Source organism: Streptomyces sp. NBC_01497 (assembly GCF_036250695.1).
Taxonomy (GTDB): domain Bacteria; phylum Actinomycetota; class Actinomycetes; order Streptomycetales; family Streptomycetaceae; genus Streptomyces.
In genome coordinates, this window is record NZ_CP109427.1 from 7,753,021 (window position 1) to 7,779,304 (window position 26,284).

The 26,284-nt window shown below is 73.7% G+C and carries 16 protein-coding genes; 6 read left to right on the forward strand and 10 right to left on the reverse strand.

Features of this window, described 5'->3' with window-relative positions; all coding sequences use genetic code 11:
* Window positions 1-74: 74 nt before the first annotated feature.
* On the forward strand, window positions 75-893 hold the full coding sequence (locus OG310_RS32830) for a L,D-transpeptidase family protein (RefSeq protein WP_329459478.1): 819 nt from the start codon (window positions 75-77) through the stop codon (window positions 891-893).
* Between the two features lie 426 nt (window positions 894-1,319).
* Here OG310_RS32830 and OG310_RS32835 read toward each other — a convergent pair whose 3' ends face one another.
* From OG310_RS32835 to OG310_RS32850, 4 genes are all read right to left on the reverse strand, one after another.
* The gene (locus OG310_RS32835; protein ID WP_329459479.1) at window positions 1,320-1,553 is read right to left on the reverse strand and encodes a hypothetical protein; all 234 of its coding nucleotides are present in this window, start codon (window positions 1,551-1,553) and stop codon (window positions 1,320-1,322) included.
* Window positions 1,554-2,099: 546 nt separating this feature from the next.
* Window positions 2,100-2,327: a hypothetical protein gene (locus OG310_RS32840; RefSeq protein WP_329459480.1), complete on the reverse strand. Its 228-nt coding sequence runs from the start codon at window positions 2,325-2,327 to the stop codon at window positions 2,100-2,102.
* Between the two features lie 92 nt (window positions 2,328-2,419).
* Window positions 2,420-4,417 (reverse strand): N-acetylmuramoyl-L-alanine amidase, encoded by a 1,998-nt coding sequence (locus OG310_RS32845; RefSeq protein WP_329459481.1) that lies wholly within the window; start codon window positions 4,415-4,417, stop codon window positions 2,420-2,422.
* 447 nt (window positions 4,418-4,864) lie between these two features.
* Window positions 4,865-6,229, reverse strand: coding sequence for a ThuA domain-containing protein (locus tag OG310_RS32850; RefSeq protein WP_329459482.1), 1,365 nt, complete (start codon window positions 6,227-6,229; stop codon window positions 4,865-4,867).
* A 394-nt stretch (window positions 6,230-6,623) separates the two neighbouring features.
* Here OG310_RS32850 and OG310_RS32855 point away from each other — a divergent pair, with 394 nt between their 5' ends.
* On the forward strand, window positions 6,624-7,082 hold the full coding sequence (locus tag OG310_RS32855; protein WP_329459483.1) for an SRPBCC family protein: 459 nt from the start codon (window positions 6,624-6,626) through the stop codon (window positions 7,080-7,082).
* Between the two features lie 61 nt (window positions 7,083-7,143).
* On the opposite strand, the gene OG310_RS32860 is transcribed toward OG310_RS32855, so the two are convergent.
* A complete protein-coding gene (locus tag OG310_RS32860) occupies window positions 7,144-7,671 on the reverse strand; it encodes a molybdenum cofactor biosysynthesis protein (RefSeq protein ID WP_329459484.1) in 528 nt (175 codons plus the stop codon).
* Between the two features lie 241 nt (window positions 7,672-7,912).
* Between OG310_RS32860 and OG310_RS32865 the strand changes: the two genes are divergently transcribed.
* Window positions 7,913-9,217, forward strand: coding sequence for an alginate lyase family protein (locus OG310_RS32865; RefSeq protein ID WP_329459485.1), 1,305 nt, complete (start codon window positions 7,913-7,915; stop codon window positions 9,215-9,217).
* 32 nt (window positions 9,218-9,249) lie between these two features.
* Here the strand turns inward: OG310_RS32865 and OG310_RS32870 are convergent, their stop codons facing one another.
* Window positions 9,250-9,624, reverse strand: coding sequence for a DoxX family protein (locus OG310_RS32870; RefSeq protein ID WP_329459486.1), 375 nt, complete (start codon window positions 9,622-9,624; stop codon window positions 9,250-9,252).
* A gap of 248 nt (window positions 9,625-9,872) precedes the next feature.
* Between OG310_RS32870 and OG310_RS32875 the strand changes: the two genes are divergently transcribed.
* Window positions 9,873-11,072 (forward strand): acyl-CoA dehydrogenase family protein, encoded by a 1,200-nt coding sequence (locus OG310_RS32875; protein ID WP_329459487.1) that lies wholly within the window; start codon window positions 9,873-9,875, stop codon window positions 11,070-11,072.
* A 208-nt stretch (window positions 11,073-11,280) separates the two neighbouring features.
* Here the strand turns inward: OG310_RS32875 and OG310_RS32880 are convergent, their stop codons facing one another.
* Complete coding sequence (locus tag OG310_RS32880; protein ID WP_329459488.1) at window positions 11,281-11,628, reverse strand: VOC family protein; 348 nt, start codon at window positions 11,626-11,628, stop codon at window positions 11,281-11,283.
* A 346-nt stretch (window positions 11,629-11,974) separates the two neighbouring features.
* Here OG310_RS32880 and OG310_RS32885 point away from each other — a divergent pair, with 346 nt between their 5' ends.
* Entirely contained in the window at window positions 11,975-12,985 is a 1,011-nt protein-coding gene (locus OG310_RS32885) for an SPFH domain-containing protein (protein ID WP_329459489.1), read from the forward strand.
* A complete protein-coding gene (locus OG310_RS32890) occupies window positions 12,982-13,860 on the forward strand; it encodes a hypothetical protein (RefSeq protein ID WP_329459490.1) in 879 nt (292 codons plus the stop codon). The genes OG310_RS32885 and OG310_RS32890 overlap by 4 nt, the downstream gene beginning before the upstream one ends.
* Before the next feature lie 178 nt (window positions 13,861-14,038).
* Here OG310_RS32890 and OG310_RS32895 read toward each other — a convergent pair whose 3' ends face one another.
* From OG310_RS32895 to OG310_RS32905, 3 genes are all read right to left on the reverse strand, one after another.
* On the reverse strand, window positions 14,039-14,728 hold the full coding sequence (locus OG310_RS32895) for an NAD(P)H-binding protein (protein WP_329459491.1): 690 nt from the start codon (window positions 14,726-14,728) through the stop codon (window positions 14,039-14,041).
* Window positions 14,729-14,966: 238 nt separating this feature from the next.
* Window positions 14,967-15,839, reverse strand: a complete 873-nt coding sequence (locus OG310_RS32900; RefSeq protein WP_329459492.1) for a TauD/TfdA dioxygenase family protein — start codon at window positions 15,837-15,839, stop codon at window positions 14,967-14,969.
* 185 nt (window positions 15,840-16,024) lie between these two features.
* A complete protein-coding gene (locus OG310_RS32905) occupies window positions 16,025-26,251 on the reverse strand; it encodes a non-ribosomal peptide synthetase (RefSeq protein WP_329460495.1) in 10,227 nt (3,408 codons plus the stop codon).
* Between the last annotated feature and the right edge of the window lie 33 nt (window positions 26,252-26,284).

Here is a 26,284-nt window from a genome sequence, read left to right on the forward strand (position 1 = left end):
CCTCGTGTTCCTCGACAAGCCGCCGGGCCACCGCTTGAACAGGCCCCCGCTCCGCCGCTCAGAAAGGTCCCCCCATGTCACCCCTGCACCGCAAGGAGCGACCCGCTTGCGTCCAGCGGCTCGTCCGGCATGCCGGACCCGTCCTCGTGACGGCCGCGCTCGGCGCGCTCTGCGCGTGCGGCGGCCCCGCCGCCGCACGGGAGCACGCGGCCACTCTCACCACCCAGGACGACCGCGGCGGCGCCCCGGCCCGGGCCACGAGTCCGGCCGCGCCCCCGGCTGCCACGCCGCCCGCGCCCGCCCTCCCGCGGCAGTTGCCCGGCCTGGGGGCGAGCACGCTCGCCGAGGTTCCGGCGAACGCCCGGCAGGCCCTCGTCGTCACCGGCCGGAGCGCCGACTCGCCCGAGTCGTCCGCGGTGCTGTACCGGCGTACCACCGACGGCTGGCAGGCAGGGGCGACCTGGGCGGCACACAACGCGCTGCACGGCTGGAGCGGGCACCACCTCGCGGGTGACCTGCGCTCACCCGTGGGCGTCTTCGCCCTGACCGACGCCGGCGGGCTGCTGAGGGATCCTGGTACGAAGCTCCCTTACTCCCACTCCGGCGGCTTCACGGTCGGAGGCACCGGCTTCGAGGGCGAGAACCTGGCCGGTTCGTTCGACTATGTCGTCGCGATCAACTACAACCGCGAGCCCGGCACGTCCCCGCTGGACTGGACCCGGCCACTGGGGGCGGGCAGGGGTGGCGGCATCTGGCTCCACGTGGACCACGGCGGGCCGACGCACGGCTGCGTCAGCCTCTCCGAGAGGCACATGCGGGACCTGCTGCGGACGCTCGACCCGTCGCTGCACCCGGTGGTGGTGATGGGTGACGCGCGGGCGCTGCGGCGCTGAGGAGACGGGTCCGGGGCCGAGCCGCTCGCTCCGGTCTGCCTGCCCCTCCGGACAGACAGGCAGGCAGGTAGTTGGGCAGACAGGTAGCTAGGCAGGCAGGTATAGCTTTGCCCGCCGAAAGCAGGAAAACTCGTGAGGCTTTTTTCACGATTTCGCAGTGTTATGCTGGAAAAAGGCCTACGGGACGAGCGAGGGAGTTCGACCGGAGTAGCCGACTTTGACGGAGAGCTACGGTTTTCCGCCGGGGCCGACGTCGACGGTCGGGCTGAGAGGCCAGAAGGTCGAAAGACCGGATGGCGACCCTTCGAACCTGATCCGGGTCATGCCGGCGCAGGGAGACCCGCCTCGTAGGTCGTCATGGGCCGCCCACCGGGGCGGCCTTCGCGTGTCTTTGGCCGACCGCGGGACCGAGGGGCCGGTCCGGCCTCACAGGGGGAACTGCCCCTTCTGCTGACCGCTGACCTTGATCCACGCGTCGGGGCCGTAGACGACATCGACGGTGGGCTCCTCGTCGCCTTTGGTGATCCAGAGGGTCAGAGCGCCGCTGTTGTGAACCCCGTACGAGTAGTGATGAGCGTCGCTGTCGTCGAGTCGATGTTCCACACCGCCCTCGACGGACATCGCGCCGCTCGCGCCAGGCAACCAAAAGATGACGGACATACTTCGATTTTACGCCTGAAACAGGATGATTCGGGCGCTTCTTCCGATGTGGCCGGGCACCGCAGCTCGCTTCCCCTTCGGTGCGCCGGCCAACCCGCCGTCCTGATCTTTCCCGGTCGGCTCCTCCGGAACCGCTGTCACGGGGCCGAGCGCCCATCGGGGAGAGCCGCGAGGTGCGTGGCGTAGCGGCCCTGCTCGGGCCGGAGCAATGCGCATTCCGCCTCGCCCACGGCTCATGGCGGCCAACTGCTCGAAGCAGCTGAACCGTTGGACGCCGGGGCTGAGCAGGACGACCCCGTCGGCCACCTCACCGTCTGCCGCCTCGAAGGCGTGGGCCCGTTCCGGTGGAATGACGACGAGCCCCCCTGCCCACCGAGGCCGGCGTGTCGCCGGGGCGGAAAGGCATCGTCCCGTCCCGCACCGGCGTGTCGCCGGGGCGGAAAGGCATCGTCCCGTCCCGCACGGAGAAAACCTCGTGGGACGGCTTGTGAGGAGGAGACAGCGTTCCCACCCCGCCGCCGGTCTGTTTCCGGGCACGGGGAGCGACTACGGCGATTCCTCCGGATTCGCGTTCCAGTGGTGCGCGTGCCCGCCGCGCCACTCCACCCAGGCCGGATTGTCGAGCAGCGGCCACGCGTCGTCGAGACCCGCCCGCCGCAACAGCTCCACCAGATCGAAGTCGTCATGCGCGAGACCCAGGCTCGCGCCATGCGCCGTGACGCGCCGGCCGCCCTGGTCCGACGGCCGCTGCACGACGATCGGCGCACCCGGCATACGTACAGGATGCGCCGATCGGAACGCTCCGGCATCCGCGGGCGGCGGCCCCGGCCCGGGCAGGACAGGACAGGGCGCCACCGCCCCCGCCGCTAACCCGCCCGGTGCACGACCACGTCGGCGGCCTTCACGAACGCGACACGCTCGCCGAACTGGATCTCGTAGTACTGCTCCGAACCCTTGACCCACGCCTGGCCCGACGTGTCGAAGGTCGTCGAGTAGAAGTACTCACCGGGCGTACGGCCGCCCACCACGTAGCTCTGCCCCGCGGGCAGGGTGTACTGCAGCGGTGTCTGCGCCTGTACGGGCACCCCGGCCGGGTACGCGGACGCCTCCGGGTACGCGCGGCCGTACACGGGGACCGAGGCGAGGCCGGGACGCGGCGTGATGACGGTGCCGCGCGCGGGCAGCGTCGTGGGGCGGTTGCGCGGATCGTGGAACCACGCCTTCTGCCCGAGGTACCAGATCGCGGTCCAGTCGCCCCGGCGGTCCGCCACCGCGTACTGCTGGCCCGTCGAGGCACGTGCCCCCGTGTCGTTCACGTCCAGGGTCGTGTCGCCCGTCGGATGCAGACCGATGTCCTTGACGAGCGGTGCGCTCTCGTTCGGGGCCGTGCGCAGCTCGATCGCGCTGGATCCGTGCGCGGCGCAGGGTGCCCCGGCGGTGACGCACCCGGTCAGGGCCGGCTTGTTGTCACGGTAGGCCGGGTCGATGGTCACCACGTCCGCGTTGCGGCCCGCGGTGGCGTGCAGCGGCGCGCCGATCAGCTGGAAGTAGTGTGCCCAGTCCCAGTAGGGGCCCGGGTCGGTGTGCATCCCGGCCACCGTCGAGGGTGTGGTGCCCGGCACGTTGTCGTGGCCGATGATGTGCTGCCGGTCCACCGGAATGTGGTAACGGTTCGTCAGGTAGCGCACCAGGCTCGCCGACGACTCGTACATCGACTCCGTGAACCACGCGTCCGGGTCGGCGAGGAAGCCCTCGTTCTCGATACCGATGGACTTCGAGTTGATGTACCAGTTGCCCGCGTGCCAGCCCACGTCCTTGGTCGCCATGTGCTGCGCGACCGCGCCGTCCGAGGAGCGCACGGTGTAGTGCCACCCCAGGTACGTCGGGTCCTGGACGAGACCCAGGGTGCTGTCCCAGGTCTCCTCGGTGTCGTGGATGACGATGTAGTCGACCGAGGAGTCCTTCGGGCGGTCGGCGAGGTCGTGGTTGCCGTAGTCGCCCGGGTCGGGTCCGTACTGCTCGTAGGGAGCGGGCACCCACGAGCACGCGACGGTCGGCGGGCACTCGGTCTTCGACGGTCCGCCGGCGGGTGCGCGCAGCGCGGCGACCTGTGCCGCCCGGGGGGTGAGCCCCGGCTGTGCCGCGAGGGTCACGTGCCCGCCGTCGTCGGTCGTCCGGCTCTGGCCTGTGCGCAGCGTCCGGTAGACGTTGTCGGCGAACGACGCGGCGGCCGAGGACGAGTCCGAGCCGGCGTAGCGGGCCACCGCCCCGTACCAGTCGGCCGGGTCGGAGCCGAGCGGATTGCCGAGCGCCTTCTGGTCGGCGGCGAGCAGCGCCGCGCCCGCCGCCACGTTGGCGGCCGGGTCGGTACGGACCCGGTCCTCGGACAGCCCGGTCAGCGCGGCGGCACGCACCGCCGTACGCGACGACGCCGGAAGGGCGGCCGTGGCGGGGAGCGCGGTCCGGGCCGCGGGGGCCGGGGCGTCCTTCATCGGCCGGGCGTCGTCGCCCCGAGGGTCGCTCTCGCCGACCGGCGCGGTCCGCGACTGCGCCAGGGCGGTATGGGCGTCGGTCAGGTGCATGGGCCCGTAGCCGCCGTCCACACTGGGCCGTCCCGCGTGGGTGTCCCAGCGGGACTCCATGTAGCCCACCGCGAGCAGGACACTCGCCGGTACGTGGTACTGGCGGGCGGCGTCGGTGAACGCCCGCTGGAGGGACGCGGGTGCCTGCGGTCCCGCCGCGGTCGCGGGCTGGGTGACGCCGAGGACCGGCAGCAGCGCGGCGGCCGCGCCGGCCGCCAGGGCCGTTCGCAGGACGGGCGGCCTGGGCCTCAGTCTCGAACGCGACGGGATGTGACCTCGCATGGGGCAGCTCCTGGGGGGATCGAGTGTGCGTGCGGCGCCGGCCCCAGGAGTACCCCGCCGGCAACTGATCGTCAACTACCCGGGGGCGAGGGCGATTGCGCACGTCAGCGCGGTAACTTCAGGTCTTCGGGGCGGCGGTGGCGTGGCCTGCGCGGCGTCAGTGGGCCATACCTGTGGCGCCGTTCCGGCGGCCCTGGATGGTTACCCGCCCGAAACGCGGCGCGCCCGGTCCCGGCGGTCCGACGGGCCGGGTGGGCGCGGAGCACGGGCCGGGCGCCGGGCTCGGTGGGGGCGGCGGCCCGCACGGTCCTGGCTCGATCCGCGGCCCGCCGCCCTGGCGCGGGCACCGGGCCGCACCGGGGTGCGGCCCGGCGGACACGCCTGGCGGCCCGGCAGCGAGCGGGGCTGCCGGACCGCGGGGGGAGTGGATGCGCGGATGCGCCCTGCTCAGGACTGGGTCAGCGGGCGGAAGGACTGCAGGGTGCTGCCATTGCAGGTCCGCTGGACGAGCTGCACGCTGTCACCGGTCGAATTGCTCGCCGCAGAAAGGCACTTGCCGCTGTTGCGGTTGACGAAGTGGTACGTCCAGCCGCTCTCCGCGACAGGCTGCCACTGCTGGTTGGCGCCGCCCGAGTAGGACCACAGTTGGATCGGCGCGCCGTCGGCCGTCGAGACGTCCGTGACGTCCAGGGACTCCGCGGTGTTGGCGCGGTTGTTGATCCGTACGTATCCGTCGCTGGTCGGCTGGATCTGGTACTGCTGCGCCGTCGTGCTGTTGCACGCGTACTGCTGGACCGCCGTGCCGTTGGCGGTCGAGGCGGCGCGCGCGTCCACGCACTTCTGGCTCGCGGCCGGCGACAGCGCGTACCAGTTGCTGCTGGAGAGGGCGGGCAGGGGCGCGGGAGCCGTGGTGACCCCGCCGAGGGAGAGCAGTCCCTGGAGGACCAGCTTGGTCTGCTGCGCGCTGCCGAAGGTGAGGGACAGAGTGGTGTTGTTCCCGTAGTCCATGGCGTTGTGGCCGAAGTTCGCGTAGAGCATGCGGTACTTCGTGTTGGTCCACACGATGGGGTAGTACCCGCTGGTCCAGGTGTTGCCCGCCTGGTTGCCGACCGGGAAGCTCGACGGGTCGATCGAGGCCAGGACGTCGATGTCCGGGTTCTTGCGCAGGTCGTTGCTCCAGCTGTACCACTCGCTGGTGGACGAGGTGATGGTGGACGGCAGGCCCGCCGTGGCGGGCTTCGTGGTGTCCTCGACCTTCAGCGTCTCGCTCGTGGGCGCCCAGGAGTTCGTCTGGAACGAGCCGGTGCCGAGGAACGTGTTGTGGTACCACGGCCAGGTGCTGGGGTCGGTGTTGAACGCCGACACGTGGAAGCCCATCCAGGCGCCGCCGCCCCCCATGTACGAGGCGAAGGCGGCCTGTCCTGCCGCGTCATGCGGGAAGTCATCCAGGAACATGACCACTTGGTACTGCGAGAGCGTCGCGGTGTTGACCTTCGACCAGTCGGACGTGGCGGTCCACGAGAAGTTGTTGGCGGCCGCCACCTGGGGGAAGAACTGTTTGGCCTCGGCGTCGAAGCTGGCGTGTGCCGCGTCGTTCTCGTCGGCGTTGTAGAAGGCGAGGACCTTGAAGGCGGGCGTGGCGGCGGCCTGCGAGGCCTGCTCGGCGGAGCCCGGCGCGGCGGCCCGGGCCGGAGCGGCGAGACACAGGGCCCCGAGAGCGGAGGCCGCGATCAGCCGCACCGTCCGGGCGAGGCGGCCGGATCTGCGGGGACGGGGTGCGGGGGGTGCGGGAGGCGTGCCGTGGGGAGTCAAGGAAGTCCCTTCCGTTCAGGAGGGTGAAGCGGTGACGTATCCCTGAATGCGCTGGCATGATTACGCAGCAATCCGCATGTCCGCGTCAAGGTCTGTACCAAAGGCGATCGCGGTTCGCGGCGGCGAGTTCCCCGCGGCGCCCCGGCCCGCCCGCGCGCTGCGGCCCGAGCCGCTCCCGCCGCCCCACCCCACACCGGTGGCGGCATCTCGGGACCGCCGCCGAACCACCCGGTGGGCGCTCGCACCGCCCCGGGGCCGTACACCCGATTGGCGGACGCGGCGTGGGATCCGCCCCGCGCGGGGCGTCGCGCGCCCGTTCCCGGGTACCCGGATGCCCGGTCGCCCCGACACGGTGGGTGGCGACACCTCCCCGGCCCGAGAGGACAGATGACCCATGGTGCACGTAGTGCGCTCCATCACCGTCGGCAGGCCCCTGGACGCCGTGGTCGCCTACCTCGCCGACTTCTCGAACGCCGTCGAGTGGGATCCGGGCACGCGCGTGTGCGAGCGCGCCGACCCGGGCCCGGTGTACGAGGGCGCGCATTGGCACAACGTCTCGGAGATCCGGGGCCACCGCACCGAGCTGACCTACCGGCTCGCGCGCATGGAGCCGGACCGTCTGACGTTCGTGGGGTGCAACGAGACGGCCACTTCCACCGACGACCTGACATTCGAGGCCCGGGGCGGCGGGACCCGGGTGGTGTACGACGCGAGGGTCAGGTTCAACGGGCTCGCGAAGCTCGCCGACGCCTTCCTGCGGCGCGAGTTCGACCGCCTCGGTGACGCGGTCGTGCGCACCATGCCCGCTGCCGTCGAGGCCGCGATCCCGCTGGACGGCGCGCCCCGCGGCTGACCGCCGGGCGCTGCGCCGTGCCGACCTGTGGTGCGGCCCGGGGTGAGGGCCGAGGCCCCGGCTACCGGCCCAGGGGGCGGGCGCCCACGCCGACGCCCGTGTGCACCACCACGAAGGTCGCGGGCCCGAGGATGAGGACCCCGTCGCCGAGCGGCCGGCAGCGCACGCCCCCCTTGTCGCGCAGGGCGCGCCGCGCCCCGGGGCCGATCGTCGTGTCCATCCAGGCGCAGGGCCGCGCGGCCCGGTTCAGCTGCAGGGTGACGGGCCCGTGCCCGGAGTCCAGGACCACGGTCGAGCCGATGTACGCGTCGATGTCGACGCCCCGCAGGAGGACGTTGCGCCGTGTCTGGCGCAGGTCCACCGCCGGATCGAGTCCGACGGGCAGGTTCTCCGCCGACATGAGTGTGACGGAGGCGTTGCGGTGGGCAGGGTGCGCGAAGTAGCGGTCGCCGACGATGCCCAGGTCGCGGCGGACCTCGATCCGCTCGGCCAGGTCACTGTCCGGCGTCGGCGCGGGCCCGTCCGCGGGGCGTCCCTCGTAACGGTGCACCGGCGACACGAGCAGCTGAACGATCTCCACGGCGGCCACCGTGACCAGCGTACGCGGGCCGCCGCCGGCCCGTGCGCGCCTCGCGAACGGCGTCTCCCCGGGTCGCGAACGACGGCTCCCGGTCGCGGAGGGTGACGGCGACGGGGGCTGAAACCGCTGTCGTACGGCGCCCGTTGCCGCGGGCGACCGTGCGCGGCCCATTGTCACGGCGACCGTGATCTCCTACCCTCAGGCAGTCCGATGCATGAACACCATTCACATACGTGATCGGAGTTGCTTCATGGCAGGGAGAGCTCGAATCCGTCCCGGTGTCCTCGTGGGCGCGATCGTCGCCCTCGTCCTCACCGGTACCTCGGCGGCCTCGGCCGCCTCGCCGGCCGGTGGGCACGACCGCCCGGGGCGGGGGCGCGAGGCCGCTCCCGCGACGGTGGTGATCGACGGGTCCCGGATGCTGGAGAACCGCCTGCGCCTCGACCGCGGCGACCCCGCCCTGCGCGCCCAGGTCCGCTCGCTCACCCGGCAGGCCGACGCGTGGCTCGGCAAGGGACCGTGGACGGTCACCGACAAGCCGCAGCCCGCGCCCGGCGGCGACCCGCACGACTACCTCAGCCAGGCGCCCTACTGGTGGCCCTCGCAGCCCAGGACCGCCGACAACCCGTGGGGCTGCCCGTACGTGCAGCGCGACGGCGAACGCAACCCCGAGGTGGACACCGGAACCGACCGCCCCGATGTCGGCAACGTCTTCAACTCCAGCACCACCCTGGCCCTCGCCTGGTACTACACGGGCGACGCGAAGTACGCCGAACACGCAGCCGACATCCTGCGGACGTGGTTCCTGGACCCGGCCACCCGGATGAACCCCAACCTGAACCACGGCCAGTTCATCCCCTGCAAGTACGACGGCAGGTCGATCGGCATCATCGACTTCTCGCAGCAGTACAGCTCGGTCCTGGACGCCGTGGCGATCCTGAACACCGGCGCCCCCGGGTGGAACCGGAGCGAGCGCGCGGGGATGCTCGCCTGGAACAAGGACTTCCTGCACTGGCTGACCGACTCGGACTTCGGCAAGGAGGAGTCCGCGGCCGACAACAACCACGGCACGTTCATGGACCTGCAGATCGCCTCGCTCGCCCTCGCCACGGGCGACCGCGCCCTCGCCCGCAGGACCGTGCTCGGTGCCCGGGCCGGACGCATCGACGCGCAGGTGGCCGGCGACGGCAGCCAGCCGCAGGAACTGGCCCGTACCCGCAGCTTCCACTACTCGACGTTCGACCTCGTCGCCTACACACGGCTGGCCGCGGTGGGCCGGCACGTCGGAGTCGACCTCTGGGCGTACCGGGGTCCGGACGGGCAGAGCCTGTTCAAGGCCGTGGACTTCCTGCTCCCCGCGGCGACCGGCGCCGCGCCCTGGCCCTACCCCGAACTGGAGTTCACCCGGTACGCGGCGAGCGACATCGTGCACGCGGCGGCCGACGCGGGCGACCGCGCGGCCCGGGCCGCCGTGCCGAAGCTCCAGACGCCGCCGAACGGGGACCTGTGGCAGCTGCGCCCCGCCGCGGAACAGCTCGACTCCATCGCGGGCTGACGCGGGGCTCCGGCCGGCGCCCGGGCCGGTGCTCAGCCGCGCGCGTCCCGCCCCACGTTGAGGGCCCAGACGACCAGGGGCGCCTGGAGCGGGATGCGGGCGTAGGCCGCGGCCCGCAGTGGCGTCGGGCGGTTGTCCCAGTCCCTCGCCATCTGGATGTTGGCGGGCAGTACGGCCGCGAAGAAGCCGGCGGCCAGCAGGGCGCCGGTCCGCCGGGTGCGTGGCGCGGCCACCGCGGCGGCGAGCCCGAGTTCGACGGCGCCGCTCAGGTACGTCCACGCGCGGGGCTTTCCCGGCAGGACGCGCGGCACGATCGCGTCGAACGGACGCGGCCGGGTGAAGTGCAGCAGCGCCGAGCCGCCGAGCAGGCCGGCGAGGAGACGGGGTGAGCGCGGGGAGAGCGGCATGGCGGTACCTCCGGTGCGTGGGGGGCGGCCCTGCGGGCCGGTGCGTGGGGGCGTGCGGTCGTCGCGGGTGCGCCCCGGACCGGACCGGCTTCCACGTTACCCACCGGTACCCAGGCGTCACCAGCACGGTGCGGTATCGGCGGGCACCCCGGATCCCCTCGTCGCGCCCGGCGCGGCCGCGGGTGCCTGACCTGCCGGACACGGGGTACCCGCCGGTAACTGGATCACCGGGAAGGACGGACGTACCCATGGCGGAGCGGCAGCACGAGATAGATCCCGCGGCGGTCGAGGGCGACTTCTACCACGTCAAGGACCTGCTGGAAGGCGACGAGCGGAAGAAGCTCGACCGGGTCCGCACGTTCCTGGTGGACCGGGTCGCCCCCCGGGCCAACGAGCTCTGGGAGGCCGGCGAGAGTCCGCTGTACCTGCGTGATGAGATCCGGGACCTCGACATCACCGGGACCTACGCGGACGACCACAGCATCGCGCCGCGCAGTTACCTGCTGACCGGTCTCCTCGGTATGGAGATGTCCCGCGTCGATCCGTCGTTCGCCACCTTCTTCGGTGTGCACGCGGGTCTCGCGATGGGCGCGATCCGGGAGTGCGGATCCGAGGAGCAGAAGCAGCGGTGGCTGCCGCCCATGGTCCGCTGGGAGAAGATCGGCGCATTCGGCCTGACCGAGCCGCTCGTGGGCTCCGGCGCCGCCCTCGGGCTGCTCACCACCGCGCGCCGCGACGGCGACGACTGGGTGCTCGACGGCGAGAAGAAGTGGATCGGCAACGCCACCTTCGCCGACCTCGTCGTCATCTGGGCCAGGGACGTCGACGACGACGAGGTCAAGGCCTTCGTGGTGGAGAAGGGCACGCCGGGCCTCACGGCACGGGCGCTGGAGGGCAAGATCGCGCTCCGGGGCGTGCAGAACGCGCACATCGTCCTTGACGGCGTCCGCGTGCCCGAGGAGAACCGGCTGCGGCACGCGGAATCGTTCCGCGACACCGCACGGGTGTTGAAGGTGACGCGCGGCGGTGTGGCGTGGAGCGCGACGGGCTGCGCCGTCGGGGCCTACGAGGCGGCCCGCGCCTATGCGGTGGAGCGCGAGCAGTTCGGCCGGCCGATCGCCGGTTTCCAGCTGGTCCAGGACCTGTTGGCGCGCATGCTCGCGAACATCACCGCCTGCCAGGGCATGGTCGTGCGGATGGCCGCGCTGCACGAGCAGGACCGTCTCGGTGACGCCCAGGCCGCGCTCGCGAAGATGTTCTGCACCACGCGCATGCGCGAGACGGTCGCCTGGGCGCGGGAAGTGCTCGGCGGCAACGGCATCCTGCTGGAACACGACGCGGCCCGCTTCTTCGCGGACGCGGAGGCCCTCTACTCGTACGAGGGGACGCGGGACATGAACTCCCTCATCGTCGGGCGGGCGGTGACCGGCTACAGCGCCTTCGTGTGAGCCGGGTGCGACCTGCCGCGTGACCCGGTCGCCGCCGGGTGACGTGGCGGCGGGCCCCTCACGGGGTGGGTACCGTGCGCGACGCCGCCGGAAGCCGTGGTTCGTCCGGCGCGCCGCCGTGTCGCGCGGTGGACCCGCGCCGGTGTGCCACGCGGCGAAGGACGCCGGTGCGCACGCCGGGTCCGCGGGGCATCGCCCGGGTGCGCGCTCAGCGGTGCGCCAGCACGTTCACCACCCGCCCGTCGGGATCGCGTACGAGGAACCTGCGCACGCCCCACTCCTCGTCCTGCAGCGGGTGGACGATCTCGGCCCCGCTGCCGCGCACCGCCGCGTAGGCCGCGTCCACGTCGTCGACCTCCACGCTGATGTCGGGATCGACCGGGGCGCTACGGTCGCGGCCGAGGAGACTGATCTGCGCGGCGGGTGCGGTGGGGGACGCGAGCGTCATGATCCAGCCGTGGTCCATGACCTCCTCCAGGCCGAGGAGCCCGTAGAACTCCCGGCTCTGCCGGGGGTCCTCGGCATGCACGACGGGTACGACGCGGTGAACGGTCATGGGTGGCTCCCCGGTAGTGGTGTGTCCGGCCCCCGGCATCCTTCCCGATCGGGCCCGTGCTGCGCCGGTGATCCGGTGTCAGCGCCCGGAGGACCGCCCCGGCACGCTGCTGGGACCGGCCGCTCGGAGGCGCCGGCCGTGCCGGGCTCCCCGTCACCGGTCGGTGTGTTGTCGTCCTCGCCGCGGCCCGGTGCGGAAGGCGCCGGCGCCATCGATACCCCGGCTCCTGGCTGCCGCTGGCGTCCGGCATGCCAGCGGGCGTCGCGCCGTCCCTATTATCGTCTGCTTGACGAAAATGAGGATCCCGAGTTAACGTCAGTATGACGAAAATAGGAAAGGGGTTCTCATGGCTGACATCATCAGGCGCCTGGGCCTGCGCCACCTCCGCTCCGCACCCACCGCGCACATCCGCCACCACGACCGCGGACGCCTCATCCACGACGGCGCCGCCACGAGCTTCTGGTTCCGCGCCCTGCACGCCGCGATCTCCGAAGTCCCCGTCGACGACCGCGAACTGGCCATGTCCTTCCACGCCCGCACGGCCGACCACCAGGACGTGTCCGTGCAGGCGACCGTCACGTACCGGATCGCGGAACCCGCCACCGCCGCGAGCTGCCTCGACTTCTCCCTCGACCCGGACACCGGCGCCTGGCGCGGCGCCCCGCTGGAGCAGATCTCCACGCTCCTGACGGAGACCGCCCAGCAGCACGCGCTCGACGCACTCGTCCGCATGCCGCTCCCCGAGGTCCTGGCGACCGGAGTGCCCCTCACCCGCGACCGGATCACCCAGGGGCTCCGCGCCGATCCCCGCCTGCCGGCGACCGGGCTCCAGGCGGTCGCCGTACGCGTGGTCGCCGTACGTCCCGAGCCGGAGATCGAACGGGCGCTGCGCACCCCCGCACGGGAACGGATCCAGCAGGACGCGGACCGGGCGACCTACGAACGCCGGGCCGTCGCGGTCGAACGGGAACGCGCCATCGCGGAGAACGAACTCGCGAGTCGCATCGAACTCGCCCGCCGGGAGGAACAACTGGTGGACCAGCGGGGCATCAACGCCCGCCGTGCGGCCGAGGAGGAGGCGGCGGCCGACGCCGTAGTGGCCGAGGCCGAGGCGGCCCGCGCGGTCCGGCTCGCCACGGCGGAGGCCGACTCGCTGCGCGGGCTCGGCGAGGCCCGCGCGCAGGCGCAGGCGGCCTGGCTGCGGGTGCACGCGGACGTCGACCCCGCGGTGCTGCGGGCGCCCGGTCTGGCCAAGTTCGCCGAGAACCTGCCGAGGATCGACAGTGTCACCCTGTCGCCCGACGTTCTCACCGGTGCGCTGGCGCGCCTCGGTGCTGTGCCGGAGCGCGGCGCATGAGCCTCGGCCCCCGCGCGGTCGTCGTCCACCGCACCAGCGAGTACGAGGAGTTGCTCGCCCGGCACGGGACCCGCGGCCAGGCCGCGTTCTTCCTCGCCTCGCACGGCCGGGACATCGCGGAACCAGCCGGCCGTCACCACCGGGCCGCACAGGTCCGCGCCGCGGTGGCGGCCGCGGTGCCGCCGGGGTGGCGGCGGGCGCGGGTCGAACGTGCCGACCTCGACCGCTTCCTGTTCGCACCCGAGGACGTCGTGGTCGTCGTGGGCCAGGACGGCCTGGTCGCCAACGCGGCGAAGTACCTGAAGGACCAGCCGGTGATCGGTATCGACACCGATCCGGGCCGCAACCCCGGTGTGCTCGTGCGCCATCGGGGCGAGGACGCGGCACGGCTGCTGCGTGCGGCGGGCGCGGGCCGGGGGGCGTACGACGAGCGGACGATGGTCGAGGCGGTCACGGACGACGGGCAGCGGCTACTGGCGCTCAACGAGATCTATCTGGGCCACCGGGGTCATCAGAGCGCGCGTTACCGCATTGGCGGCGAGGCACAGGCGTCGTCCGGCATCCTCGTCGGCACCGGCACCGGAGCGACGGGCTGGCTGCGGTCCCTGTGGCAGGAGCGCGGAGGGACACTGCCCCTGCCGGACCCGTGCCTGCGCCGGCTGCTGTGGTTCGTGCGGGAGGCGTGGCCGTCCCCCGTCACCGGCACCACGGCGTCCGGCGGCGTCATCGCCGACGGGGAGCGCCTCGCTGTCACCGTGGAGTCGGAGCGTCTCGTCGCCTTCGGGGACGGCATGGAGGCCGACGCGCTGGACCTCACCTGGGGACAGACGGTCCACCTGGGCTGCGCGGAGCGCACCCTGCGTCTGCTGGTGTGACCGCTCCGACGCGCCCCTGGCCCCGAAACCTGAGGCCCCTGGAAACCCGACCCCCGAAGCCCGAGCGCCGGAACCCGAACCCCGAAACCCCGAGCCCGGAACCGGAACCCCGGGGACCAAGCGGCCCGTTGACGGGGCGGCGGTCCGCCCGTGTCCGCGCACCCGTAGCGGAACGGGATCACCCGGGACGGCCCGGTCCCTCCGGCGCGCCGAGCCGGTTGATGTCACGGCTGTCCAGCACGGTGGGGCCCGTCCCGCCGAGGCCCACCACGGCGATCATGGCCCGGCCGAGTGCGTCGGTCGTCGTCGTATGGCCGGGCGCCAGCCTGTGCAGCACCGGATAGAGCCAGGAGCTCGCGCGGTACATCCACCGGTACCATGCCGTCCTCGACACGGCGCCGTGCATGGGACGGATGTAGCCCGGCCGGAACATGTAGGCGTGGAAGTCCATCGCCAGCAGCTCGTTCTCCGTGCGGCCCTTGACGCGGGCCCAGAACGACCGTCCCGCCTCCGTACTGTCGGTGCCCTCGCCCGACACGTAGGTGAACGTCACGGACGGTCCTGCCGCCGCCACCACGCGGGCCGCGGCCAGGGTGACATCGTGCGTGACACTGACGTACTCCTCCTCGGACAGCCCGGCCGCGCTGACGCCCAGGCAGAAGAAGCAGGCGTCGAGCCCGGTGAACTCGCCCTGGAGCGAGGCGAAGTCGGTGAAGTCCTGGTGCACGATCTGGCGCACCTCGGGGTCACTCAGGCCGAGCGGGGCACGCACGACGAGGACCACCTCCGTGACCCGCTCGTCCCGCAGGCACGCGTGCACGACGCCCTGCCCCACCATGCCGGACGCTCCGAAGACGACGACCTTCACGTGCTGTTCCCTCTTCCGTGGGCGCGGACGCGCCGTGAACCGGTGCGGAGCGCCACGCTACCCGCCGCACCCGGCGACCACGCTCACCCGCGGTGCGGTGCGGCGTTCCCGCTCGGTGGCGTCGGTGGCGTCGGTGGCGTCGGTGGCTGCGGTGGCTGCGGGGCGTTCGCGGCCGGTGACGACGAGCGGGCCCGTGCCGCCCGCGAGCGTCCCGCGGCCGGGGCGGGCCCGCCCGCGGTCAGCCCTTCAGCGGACCGCCGTTGATGGCGATGCGCTGCCCGTAGCGGGTGAACGGGTAGTAGTCGTACGTCGCGTGGTGCTGGACGCAGCGGTTGTCCCAGAACACCAGGGTGTTCGGCGCCCAGCGGACCCGGCAGCTCAGCACGGGACGGCGCGCCGTCACCGCGAACAGCAGGTCGAGCACGGCGCGGCTCTCCTCCTGGGACAGCTGCGGAATCCGGGTCGTGTAGGCGGGGTTGACGTACAGCAGCTTGCGGTCGGTCTCCGGATGGCGCACCACCAGGGGGTGTTCACTCTTCGGTGCCACATACCCCTCGGGCGGGGTCTGGCCCTGGAAAGCGGCGAGTCCGTCGTGGACGGCCGTCATCCCGTCCAGCATCGCGCGCAGCGCGGGCGACAGCATCTCGTACGCCAGATGCATATTGGCGAAGAGCGTGTCACCGCCGCTCCCGGGCTCCGGAACCCGGGTGAGGTAGAGCATCGAGCCGAGGGACGGCTCGGCGTCGGCGGAGCCGTCGGTGTGCCAGCCGTTGCCCGCGACGTTGGCGTCCTCCGGGTTGGTGCTGATCTCCAGGACATGCGGATCCCCCTCCGGCGGCGGGGGGTTGACGGGCCGCAGCTCGCCGAAGTGCCCCGCGAGGCGGCTGTGGTCGTCCTGGGTGATGTGCTGGTCGCGCAGTACCAGCACATGGTGGTCGAGGAACGCGGCCTTCAGTTCGCGCAGTTGCTCGTCGGTCAGCTCGCGTGAGAGGTCGAGGCCGGTGACTTCGGCGCCGATGATCGGGGTCAGCGGGTCGACACTCAGAGTGCGGTACTCCCGCGGGGGCCTGGTGGTGATGGCCTCGACCGCGTCGAGTTCGTAACTCTCCATGTGTTCCTCCGGTGCGTTCTGCGGGTGAGGGGGTGGGGGGGGTGAGGGGCGAGCTGGTCAGGGATGAGGGAGCGGGAGGGGCAGGGGCAGGGGACAGCGTGCCTGGGACCAGAGGCGGGGCCGCGCGCCGTGGTGACCACAGTCTCTCCTCGCTCCGGCCCGCTGGTGCGGCGGTGCGGCGGCGTTCACGTGGCGTCGCCTCCGGTTCGGGACAGGGACGCGTCGAGCGCCGCCGCGACGGTCCGGGCGTGTTCGCCGCGCACGATGCCGTAGTGCGTGGTGTCCAGCACCGTGCACGTCGCGGACTCGGGCAGGTAGGGGTGCCACAGCGCCTCCTGCCCCGAGGCGGGCGGCGGAGACGGAAGTCCCTCAACGGGCCGCCCCGCCAGCCACAGCCGGGTGGGCGTGGCCGCCAGCGGCCGTACCCGGTGCTGCGCCATGCTCCGGAGATTGGCGCGGCAGCAGTGCGCGAGGCGTTCCGCGTAGGCGCGTGCCCCCTCGCCGCCCCGCGACGGCCCTTCCGCCCCGTTCCCGCCGCCCTGGGACAGTTCGGCGGCGAAGACCGTCTCCAACTCGCCGTCGTCGTAGTGCAGGTGGAGCGGCCCCGACTCCGGTGGCGGCGGATCGAGGAGGTCCAGGCCCGCGAAGGAATCGTCCTCCGCCTCCGCTCGGCACGCCATCTCCAGGGCGACCCAGGCCCCGAACGACCAGCCCGCGAGGCGGAGGTGTGCCGCGTCGCCGGGGAACCGCGCCCGCAGCGCGGCCCGGTAGTGCGACGCGCGGTCGGCGAGGGTCCACTCCGGCGCCGCCGGGTCGCCCAGTGCCGGATCGGCGATCAGGCACACCGTGGCGTGGGGACCGAGAGCCGACACGAGCGAGCGGTAGGCCTGGATGTCGCCTCCGACGGGGTGCACGAGGCACAGCACGTCAGGGCCGGTTCCCCGCTGCCATGTCTCGATCGCGACGTGGGCGGTGCGGGCCCGGCCCGCCGGGGCGGCGGCCGCTCGGGGGTTCGGGGTCCTCCCGGCCCCGGCCGGTGCCACCACCGCGGGAGCCGTTCCGACCGCGGGCCCGGAACCCGTCGCCGCGAGGGGAGGCGTTCCCGAAGTGGTCGGGGTGCCGGGTGCCTCCACGGGTGCGGGGCCCGTTCCCGTCTCCGGCGCCGAACCTGGTGCCGTCCCTGTCCCTGTCCCGGGCGCCGCATGCGCTGCCGTCACCGATGCGGACCGTGTCCCGCTCTCCGGTGCCGCCGCGAGCGTGGCCGCGTGTGCGGTGCCCCCGTCCGGGCCGCCGCCCGCCGGTGCCCGCTCGCGCAGTTTGGCCAGGATCTCGGCGAGGGACACCTGATGACTGAGCCAGGACAGTTCCAGCTCGATGTCGAAGTGGCGTTTCACCTCACTGATGAGGTCGAGCATGGTGAGCGAGTCGGCCCCGAGGTCGTAGAGGGCCGCGTCGGGGTCGATCGCGTCCAGGCCGAGCAGGTCGCGCAGCCAGGCGTCCAGGAGCGCGGGGGCCGAGTCCCCCGAAGGGCCCTGTGCGGCGTCCGGCGGGCCGTCCGGCGGGGGAGCGGCCACCATCGGTGCCGGGAGCGGCGAGCCGTCCCCGTCGGCCGGGCGTACACGCCCTTCCTGCGGCGCGGCGCCCTCGTAGAACACCCGCGACGCCTCCAGGCCGGTCGTGGACACCAGCAGGTGCGGCAGTTGCAGGGCGTACGTCCGGTCCAGGACGCGCAGGCCCTCCGCCACGTCGAGCCCCCGGGCGAGATGAGCCCGGTGCCGCGCGTCCGCGCCCGGTACGCGCAGGGCCATGCCCGTCTCGCGCCAGACGTCCCAGTCGACGGTGAACCGGGCGGTGGTGTCGTCCGCGCCGCCCCGGTGGTGCGCGAAGGCGTCGAGCAGGCCGGCCGAGGCCGCGTAGTCGAACTGCCCGACACCGCCCAGCAGGGCCGACATCGACGAGCAGTAGAGCGCGGTGGCCGGCGCGAACCGGGCGATGATCCGCTCCACGAGGAGCGCCCCCGCCAGCCGGGCGGCCGTCCCGGCGCGGGCCGCGTCGGCGTCCCGCCGGGCGAGCAGCGCGCCGTCCGGTACGCCCGCGGCGTGCACGACCCCGGCGAGGGATTGCGTCCGGCGGGCGATGGCCGCCAGCACACTTTCGATGCCGCCGCTGTCGTCGGCGCCGCCCGGCGCGCCTGAGCCGCTGATCGCGCCCGCGCCCCCGCTCCCGCCGGGTTCTGCGGCGCGGAGGTCGGCCTCGACGAGGACGACCCGGTCGGCCCACCGCCGCAGGGCGTCGGGCAGGTGGGGCCGGCGCGCGAGCAGCAGGACCCGGCCCGTACCCCGCTCCAGCAGCCACTGGGCGACCGCCGTGCCGATCCCGCCCGTGCCGCCGAGGATCAGGTGGTCACCGCCGGCCGGGAGGGCCGGAGTCCCGGCCGGCCCCGCGTCGACCGGTACGGTGGCCGGGCGCCACCAGAAGCCCTGACGCAGTGCCAGCTGGGCGGGGATTCCCGTGTTCCGCGCGGTGCCGTGCGCGCCCGGTACGCGTCCGGCGTGCGCGACGAGTTCCGCGAGCCCGCCGGCGCAGGCCCCGAGGTCGTCCGTCGGCAGGTCCACCCAGTGGCCGCGCGGGAAGCCCTCTTGTTCCGCCACCGTGGCCGCGCCCGCGAGGAGCCCCAGTTCCGGCCGCGTGACGGTCCCGTCGACGGGACGGGCCCCGTACGACAGCCACCACGGGCGTACCGGCGGTGTCCCGGGCCGGCCGGTGACGGCCTGGAGGAGGGCGGCCGGCGCGTCCAGGCAGGCGCGCCGCGCGTGCTCCAGCGTGCCGGGACCCGGCACTCCGCTCACGGCGAGCGGCAGGGCGTGCAGCCAGTCGATGCCCGCGTGGCCGCTGTCCGCGACCGCGTCGATCAGCAGCCGCAGCGACGCCGGATCCACCGGGTCCACCTGGTACGCGCCGTCGCCGCGCCGCTCGAACCCCGGGCCGGCCGTGGCGTGCACGACGTGCGCGTGGCGGTCGGCGAAGGGCCGCAGCGCGCCGGGCGGCACCTCGCCGTCCGTCACGACGACGAGCGCGCGCGGGGACCGCGCCGCCTCGCCCGGGCCCGGGCGAGGCCGCGCACCTGTGGCCGCGCGGTGCGACCGTACCCACTGGGGCTGGTGCAGCCAGTCGGCCTCCGCGAGGCGCGGGGGGCCGTCCGTCGCCCCGGCCGGTGGGGCGAGGGGGGTTCCGGCAGGGGCGGGGAGCGCAGGACCGGCGGCGAGGCTGGTTCGCGGGTGCGTCGGCGGCTCGCTGCTCCCGGTCCGTGCGGCGGCCGGACCCAACGCCGGGCCCGTCCGGGCCCCGGACGCGGGAAGCCGGGCGAAGACGTGGTCGCGCGGATCGAACGCGGGCGGCGGGAAGTCCCAGGGCGCCGGGGCGGGTTCACCCGTCCCGGCGATCGGCCGCCCGGCCGTCCAGGCGTCCGCGAGGTCCCGGGCATCGAGCCCGGCGGGTGCCAGGGGCGGCAGGTCAGGGCCGGGTGTCGTCCGCACGGCACCCGTACCGCCGTCCTCGCCCACGGCCCTCAGCCAGGCGACGGCCGCCGCCGCGTCGGCGCAGGGCGCGGCGGCCCGCCAGCGCAGGGCCGGGCGGCCCTCGCGCAGATGCCGTACGGTCTGCGCGAACGTGTCGGGTCGGGCCGCCAGATGGTCGGCGATCCGCCGCGCGTCGCGGCGCAGGGCGGCCTCGCTGCTGCTCGACAGCACCAGGCACCGCTCGGGCGAGGCGGCCGCGTTCGGCGTTCTCGCGGCGGACTCCGCCTCCCGCGTCGTCGCACTGCCGTCCTCCAGCACCACATGGGCGTTGGTTCCGCCGATGCCGAAGCTGCTGACGGACGCCACCCGGTCGCGCCCGGCGGGCCACGGCTCCGCCCGCGTCGGGATGTGGAACGGCGCGAGATCGTCGCCGAAAGCCGGGTTGGGGGCGTGGAAGTCGACGGTCGGCGGGATCTCGCCGTGGTGCAGGGCGAGCGACGCCCGGACGAGGCCGACCACGCCGGCCGCCGCGCCCAGGTGGCCGATCTGGCTCTTGACCGACGAGAGCGCACACGTGCCCGGTTCGGTCGCGCCGAGCGCCTGCCGCAGCGCCGCCACCTCGATCGGGTCGCCGAGCCGGGTGCCGGTGCCGTGCGCCTCCACGTACCCGATGTCCGCGCCGGTCCTGCCGCTCCTGCGCAGCGCGTCCCGGATCACCGTGCGCTGGCCGGTGAGGGAGGGGGCGCTGTAACTCATCTTGTCCGAACCGTCGTTGTTGACTGCCGAGCCGGTGAGGACGGCGTAGACCGTGTCGCCGTCACGCCGTGCCGTGCTGAGCGGCTTCAGCACGACCACCCCGGCACCGCTGCCGCCGACCGTGCCGGCGGCGTCGTCGCTGAAGGGCCGGCAGTGCCCGTCGGGGGAGAAGATGTGCTGCGGCCGGTAGCGGTAGCCGTCGGTGAGTTCGGTGTCGACGAGGACGCCGCCCGCGAGCATCACCTCGGCGTCGCCCTGGCGCAGCATGCCCGCGGCCACGTGCACCGCCACGAGCGAACTGGAGCACGCGGACTGCGTGGTGAGCGCGGGGCCCGTCAGTCCGAGATGGAAGGCCGCCTTCGTCGCGAGGAAGTCCTTCTCGTGGTGGAGCGCCATCTGGAAGCCGTCCGGCAACTGCGACGGGTCGCCGTCGCGCAGCATCGCCTGGAAGTACGTGTTCTCCCCGGCCCCGGCGACGAGGCCGACCCGGACCCGGGACGTGTCACCGATACCCGCGTGCGCGAGGGCCTCGACGCAGCTCATCAGGAGCTGGCGCTGCTGGGGATCCATCAGCCTGGCCTCCTGCGGGCTGATGCCGAAATGGCCCGGGTCGAAGGCGAGCGGACCGTCCAACTGGCTCCGCGCGCCCACGAGTCCCGCCGCCGCCTCGAAGTGCGTGATCCCGCGCCCACCACCCGCGGTCATACGCCAGAAGGACGCCAGGTCCGGTGCGCCGGGCAGCCGTACCGCCATGCCGACGACGGCGACCGGCTCGCCGGACGGGGTACGCGAGCCCGTTACGTGCCCACGACCGGGGAGCGGGGCGGTGTCCGCTGCGGCGACCGGTTGCCCGGCGGCCCCACCGGGGGCCTCGTCCCCGGCTCCGGCTGTCCCCGTGTTCCCCTCGCCCGGGCTACCGCCCGCGGCCGCCCCGGCGTCGAGGAAGCGTGCGAGGGCCGCCACCGTGACGTGTTCGAACAGGTCCGTGACGCTGAAGCCGAATCCCAGCCGGGTCGTGCAGTGCAGATGGAACCGCATCAGGTCGAGGCTCGACGCGCCCGCCGCGAAGAACGTGCTGCCGGACTCCACGGTGCGCCCGGTCACCTCCCGGAACGCCTCCGCGAGCCGGGCTTCGAGGGGAGCCGATCCGACGGGCCCGGACGCGCGCGGCCTCGCGGATCGCGGGCCGACGGGCTCCGCGTCGAGGGGGCGCCCGGTGCCGCCGGACCGCACCGGCGGACCGGTCCGACCGCCCGGCCCGGCACCGGGGTCGTGCGGCAGATCCTCGCCGGGCGCCGTGAGCGCGGCTTTCCGGTCCAGTTTCCCGCTCGGCGTGCGGGGCAGCACGGTGAGGAGCCGGAACCGGTCCAGGCGGACGAACGGCGGGAGCAGCGAGGCCAGATGGGCGCTGAGGCCCTCATGGGTGACATCCCCCCGCCCGGCGTGGCACTGCACGCAGCCGACCAGCGCCCCGCCGTCGCGCACCACGACGGCCGAGACGACGTCCGGGTGGCGCAGGAGTGCCGCCTCGACCTGGCCCAGTTCCAGCCGGTGACCACTGAACTTGATCTGCTGGTCGTCGCGGCCCGCGAAGTGCAGCAGCCCCGCCGTGTCGAACCGCGCCCGGTCGCCGCTGCGGTAGAACAGCCCGAGACCCGGCAGCTCCACGAACCGTCGTTCGTTGAGTCCCTGATCCCCCAGGTAGCAGCGGGAGACCATGGACCCGCCGATGAGGAGGTCGCCGGTGCAGCCGGCGGGGACCGGCTCGTCGCCCTCGTCGACCACGCGCAGCAGCGCGCCCGACACCGCGCTGCCCACGGCGGGACGTTCGGGCCAGTGCGCCGGATCGCCGTCCAGCCGGAGCGCGCTGACGACATGGGTCTCGGTCGGCCCGTAGTGGTTGTGCAGGTGTGCCCCGGGCATGCCGGCGAACCACCGCCGGATCGCGTCGGTGCACACGAGTTGCTCGCCCGCCGTGACCACGTCGCGCAGCCGCGACGGGTACAGACCCAGGTGGACGGCGTGCTCCGCCAGCAACTGCAGTGCCACGTAGGGCAGATGCAGGCGCTGCGCCCCCGTCGACTCCAACCGGCGCAGCAGTGCGGGGGGATCGTGCCGCAGATCCTGGTCGACGAGGTGCAGCAGGCCGCCGCCGCAGAGCGTGCCGAAGATCTCCTGGAAGGACACGTCGAAGGACAGCATCGAGAACTGCTGTGTGACGGCGGGCCCCGGCAGAGCGCCCGGTCCCTCCTGCCAGTGCAGCAGGTCGCACAGGGTGCGGTCGGCGACCTGCACGCCCTTGGGCGCGCCGGTGGACCCCGAGGTGAAGAGTGTGTACAGCGGCCTGGCGCCGCCGTCGCCCGGTGCGGGCAGCCGCACGGAGTCCGGGTGCGGTGTGTTCCCGGCCGGCCGGACGACCGGATGGCGCGGGGGCCCGCCCGGCGGGGCGACGGCGTCGAAGGCCGCGCCGCCGTCCGCCGCCAGCAGCACGCACAGCGGCTCGGCCTGTTCGAGCACCTGCCGCAGCAGGGCCGTCGGATAGGCCGGATCGAGAGGTACGGCGGTGATCCCGAGGCGGGCCAGTGCCAGCAGGGCCACGACGTGTTCGACCGACGGCTCGAAGTACAGCGCGACGCGGCACGCACCGGGGTCGTCGGGGCCGGGCAGCGGGAACGCGCCGAGCAGTTCACCGGCCAGCGCCCGTGCGTGACGGTCGAGTTCGCCGTACGAGAGGACCCGGTCGCCCGACGCGAGAGCGGGCGCGTCGGGCCGCAGCGCCACCTGGCGCGCGAAGCCCTCGGCGACCGTACGGTAGGGCCCGGGACGTACCGGTGCGCCGGTGCCGTGGTCGGGCAGCGATCTGCGGTACGGCCCGACGAGCCGCGCGGGGGTGGTCGTGCCGTCCTGGGCGAGGAGGTCGATCCCGCTCACGAACAGGGTGGCCAGGGCCTGCGCCTCGGCCGGGGTGAAGTGGTCCTCCGCGTACTCCCACAGGCAGTCGAAGCCGTCCCCGTGCTCGACGAGCGACAGGGTCAGGGGGCACTTCACCCCGGCCGGGGGCCGCCACACGGGTCGGGCCGAACACTCCCGCAGGTCGAGCGCGCCGAAGTCGGTGTTCTCCAGCACGAAGAGGAAGTCGAACGGTGCCGTGCCGGCAGCCGTGCCGGCGAACCCGTCCGCGGCCAGGACATCGGCGAGGACGACGTCCTGCCGCTCCAGCACCGCCCTGGCTCCCTCGGCGAGCCGGGCGACCTGGGCACGCAGCCCCTCGCGCGGCGCCACCGCCAGCGGCAGGAGCACGGTGTTGGCGAACATGCCGACACTGTGCTCGCATGCGGATATCGGGCGCCCCGCCGTCGGGGACGCCACCCTCAGCCGGGTCCTCCCGGTCACTCCGTACGCACTCCACGCGAAGACACCGAGCAGCAACTCAAATCGCGTGAGGTTCAGTTCGGCGCAGAGGCGGTCCACGGTGGCGCGTCGCGCGACGTCGAGACCGCTCCGCAGCAGCCGCCCCCCGCCGGTGGAGGAGCGGGCGGACCGCAGGGGTTCCGCGACGCCGGCCCGGTCCCCGACGGCGTCGTCGGCCGCGTCGGCTTCGTAGTACCGCAGCAGTCCTTCGAGTTGTTCACGGTAGGCGGGCCCGCCACGCCAACGGGTCTGCCAGTCCGCGTGGTCGAGCGGTGTGTATCGCGGCCCGGCGGCGGATGGCCGGTCGCGGCCGCAGGGCCCGTCGAGCTCCGCCGCGTAGTCGGCCGACAGATGCTCGAACAGCACACCGAGGGACCAGCCGTCCACGGCGATGTGGTGGAGGTGGAGCAGCAGCACGCCGCCGTCGCCCGGGCTCGCGGAGCCGTCGGAGCCGTCGGAGCCGTCGGGGATGGCAGAGTCGTCGGAACCGCCGGAGCCGTGGGACGGCAGCCAGCACGCGCGCAGCATCCGGGGCACGGCCAGGTCGAAGGGTTCGGCGAAGAACCGGTCCGCGAACGCGAGGGCGTCCGCCTCCGCACGAGGCGGCCGGGAACCCGGGTCGTACCACGGGTCGTACGGCGCCCCGACGACCTGACGCAGCCCTTCCTGCCCGGCCTCGAAGCCGGTACGCAGCGCCACATGGCGCTCCACGAGCCGGGTGAGTGCCCGGCGCAAGGCGTCCGGGTCGAGGCGGCCGTCGATCCGGAACGCCTGCCCCGCGTGGTAGGCGGGGGAGCCGGGGTCGCGCCGGTGCAGCAGCCACAGCCGCTGCTGCTCACTGGTGGCGGGAGCCGAATCGGCCCCGGCCGGTCCGGCCGGCACGGGGTACGGCGAGTGGTCCGTGCCGTCCCCTTCCGCGCCGGCCGCGTCGAGAGCCGCGGCGATCCCGGCGAAGTCCGACCGCAGGACGAACGACGCCGACAGGTCCCTGTTCCATCGCCTGCGCGCCTCGAACCGCAGGCGCAGCGCCCCCAGCGAGTCCCCGCCGACGGCGGTCCAGCGGTCGCCCGGCCGCAGGTCCCGCGGACCGAGCAGACCGCCGGCCAGCTCCAGCACCTCGCGGCAGCGCTCCGTCACCGGGACCCCCTCGTCCACGGGGGCCCGCCACGGCGCACCGCCGAGGGACAGGAGGGCTTTCTCATCCACCTTGCCGTTCGCGGTGCGCGGCAGGTCCCCGACCCGGTGGATGTGGTGGGGCCGCATGTAGCCGGGCAGTCGCGCCGCCAGATGCCGGTCGAAGTCCTCGAACGACAGGCCGTCGTCGGCCACCACGTACGCGAGCAGTTCCCTGGGACCTCCCCGCCCCGGGACCCGGGTGCACACGTGCGCCTGCCGCACCCAGGGGTGGGCGCGTATCTGCCGTTCCACCTCGCCGGGCTCGATGCGAAATCCCCTGACCTTCACCTGCCGGTCGGCCCGCCCGACGTAGGTGACGAGCCCGGCGCTGTCCGCGCGCACCAGGTCGCCGGTGCGGTAATGCCGGACAGGCGCACCGTCGGACCCCGGCAGGGTCACGAAGCGACTGCGTGTCTCTTCCGGCAGGTTGCGGTACCCGGCGGCGAGTCCCGCACCCGACAGGAGGAGCTCCGCCACCTCGCCGGGCGGCGCGGCCCGGGTGCCCCCGGGGACCGCGAACGCCACCCCGGTGCCCGGCAGCGGCCGCCCGATGGGGACGGAATCCCCGGGGAAGCCGCGGGGGATCGTGTGGGAGAGCGCGAAAGTGGTCGACTCGGTGGGCCCGTACACGTTGTGCAGACGAGTGGCGGATGACGCGTTGTGCTTGTACCAGCGCTGTATGGCGGGCGAGTTGAGGGCTTCGCCGCCGACCAGCACGTCCCGGGCTCCGGCGAAGCAGCCGGGCACGGTGTCGGCGACGGCGTGGAAGAGGGCGGACGTGACGAACGCGATGTCCACTCCCTCCCGCAGCAACGCGGCGTCGAGCCGGTGCGGATCCTGGACCTCGTCGTCGCGGAGCACGACACAGGAGCCACCGGTGAGCAGCGGTGTCCACACCTCGAAACTGAGCGCGTCGAAAGCCGGGTTGGACATGCAGGCGAAGCGTGTGCCGGGCCGGAGGTCAAGGTAGCCGGGCGCGGCGAGGCGCAGGACACCCGCGTCGCGCACCTCGACACCCTTGGGCAGACCGGTCGTTCCCGAGGTGTAGAAGAGAAAGGACACGGGTTCCGCGACGGCGGACATCCCCTCGCGGCCCTCGCCGGCGACCTGCTCGTGATCCGTCCCCTCGCCTTCCCCACCCACCGCTTCGGCCAAGCGGACGCCGGTGGAAGCCAGGAGATCGTCCACCGCCAGCGGCAGCACCTCGCCGGGCAGGTCCGGGGGCGGTGTGCCGTCGTGGACGACGGCGACCGCACCCGAGTCCGCGAGGATGTGGCCGCGGCGGTGCGGTGGGCTCAGCCGGTCGAGGGGCACGACACACGCCCCCGCCCGCAGGACACCGAGCATGGCGCACACCAGGCGCCACGAACGGGGAAGCGCGAGGGCCACGGCCTGGCCGCGCCGCACACCCCGCGCGCGCAGGGCGGCGGCGACGGTGGCCGCCGCCGCGTCGAGCGCGGCGTGGTCGAGCCGGTGCTCACCGTCGATCACCGCGTCGGCGTGCGGGGTACGCAGGGACTGCGCGTGGACGGCGCCCGCGAGGAGCCCCATCGGCGCGACCGGCACGGGAAGGCCCCCGCCGAG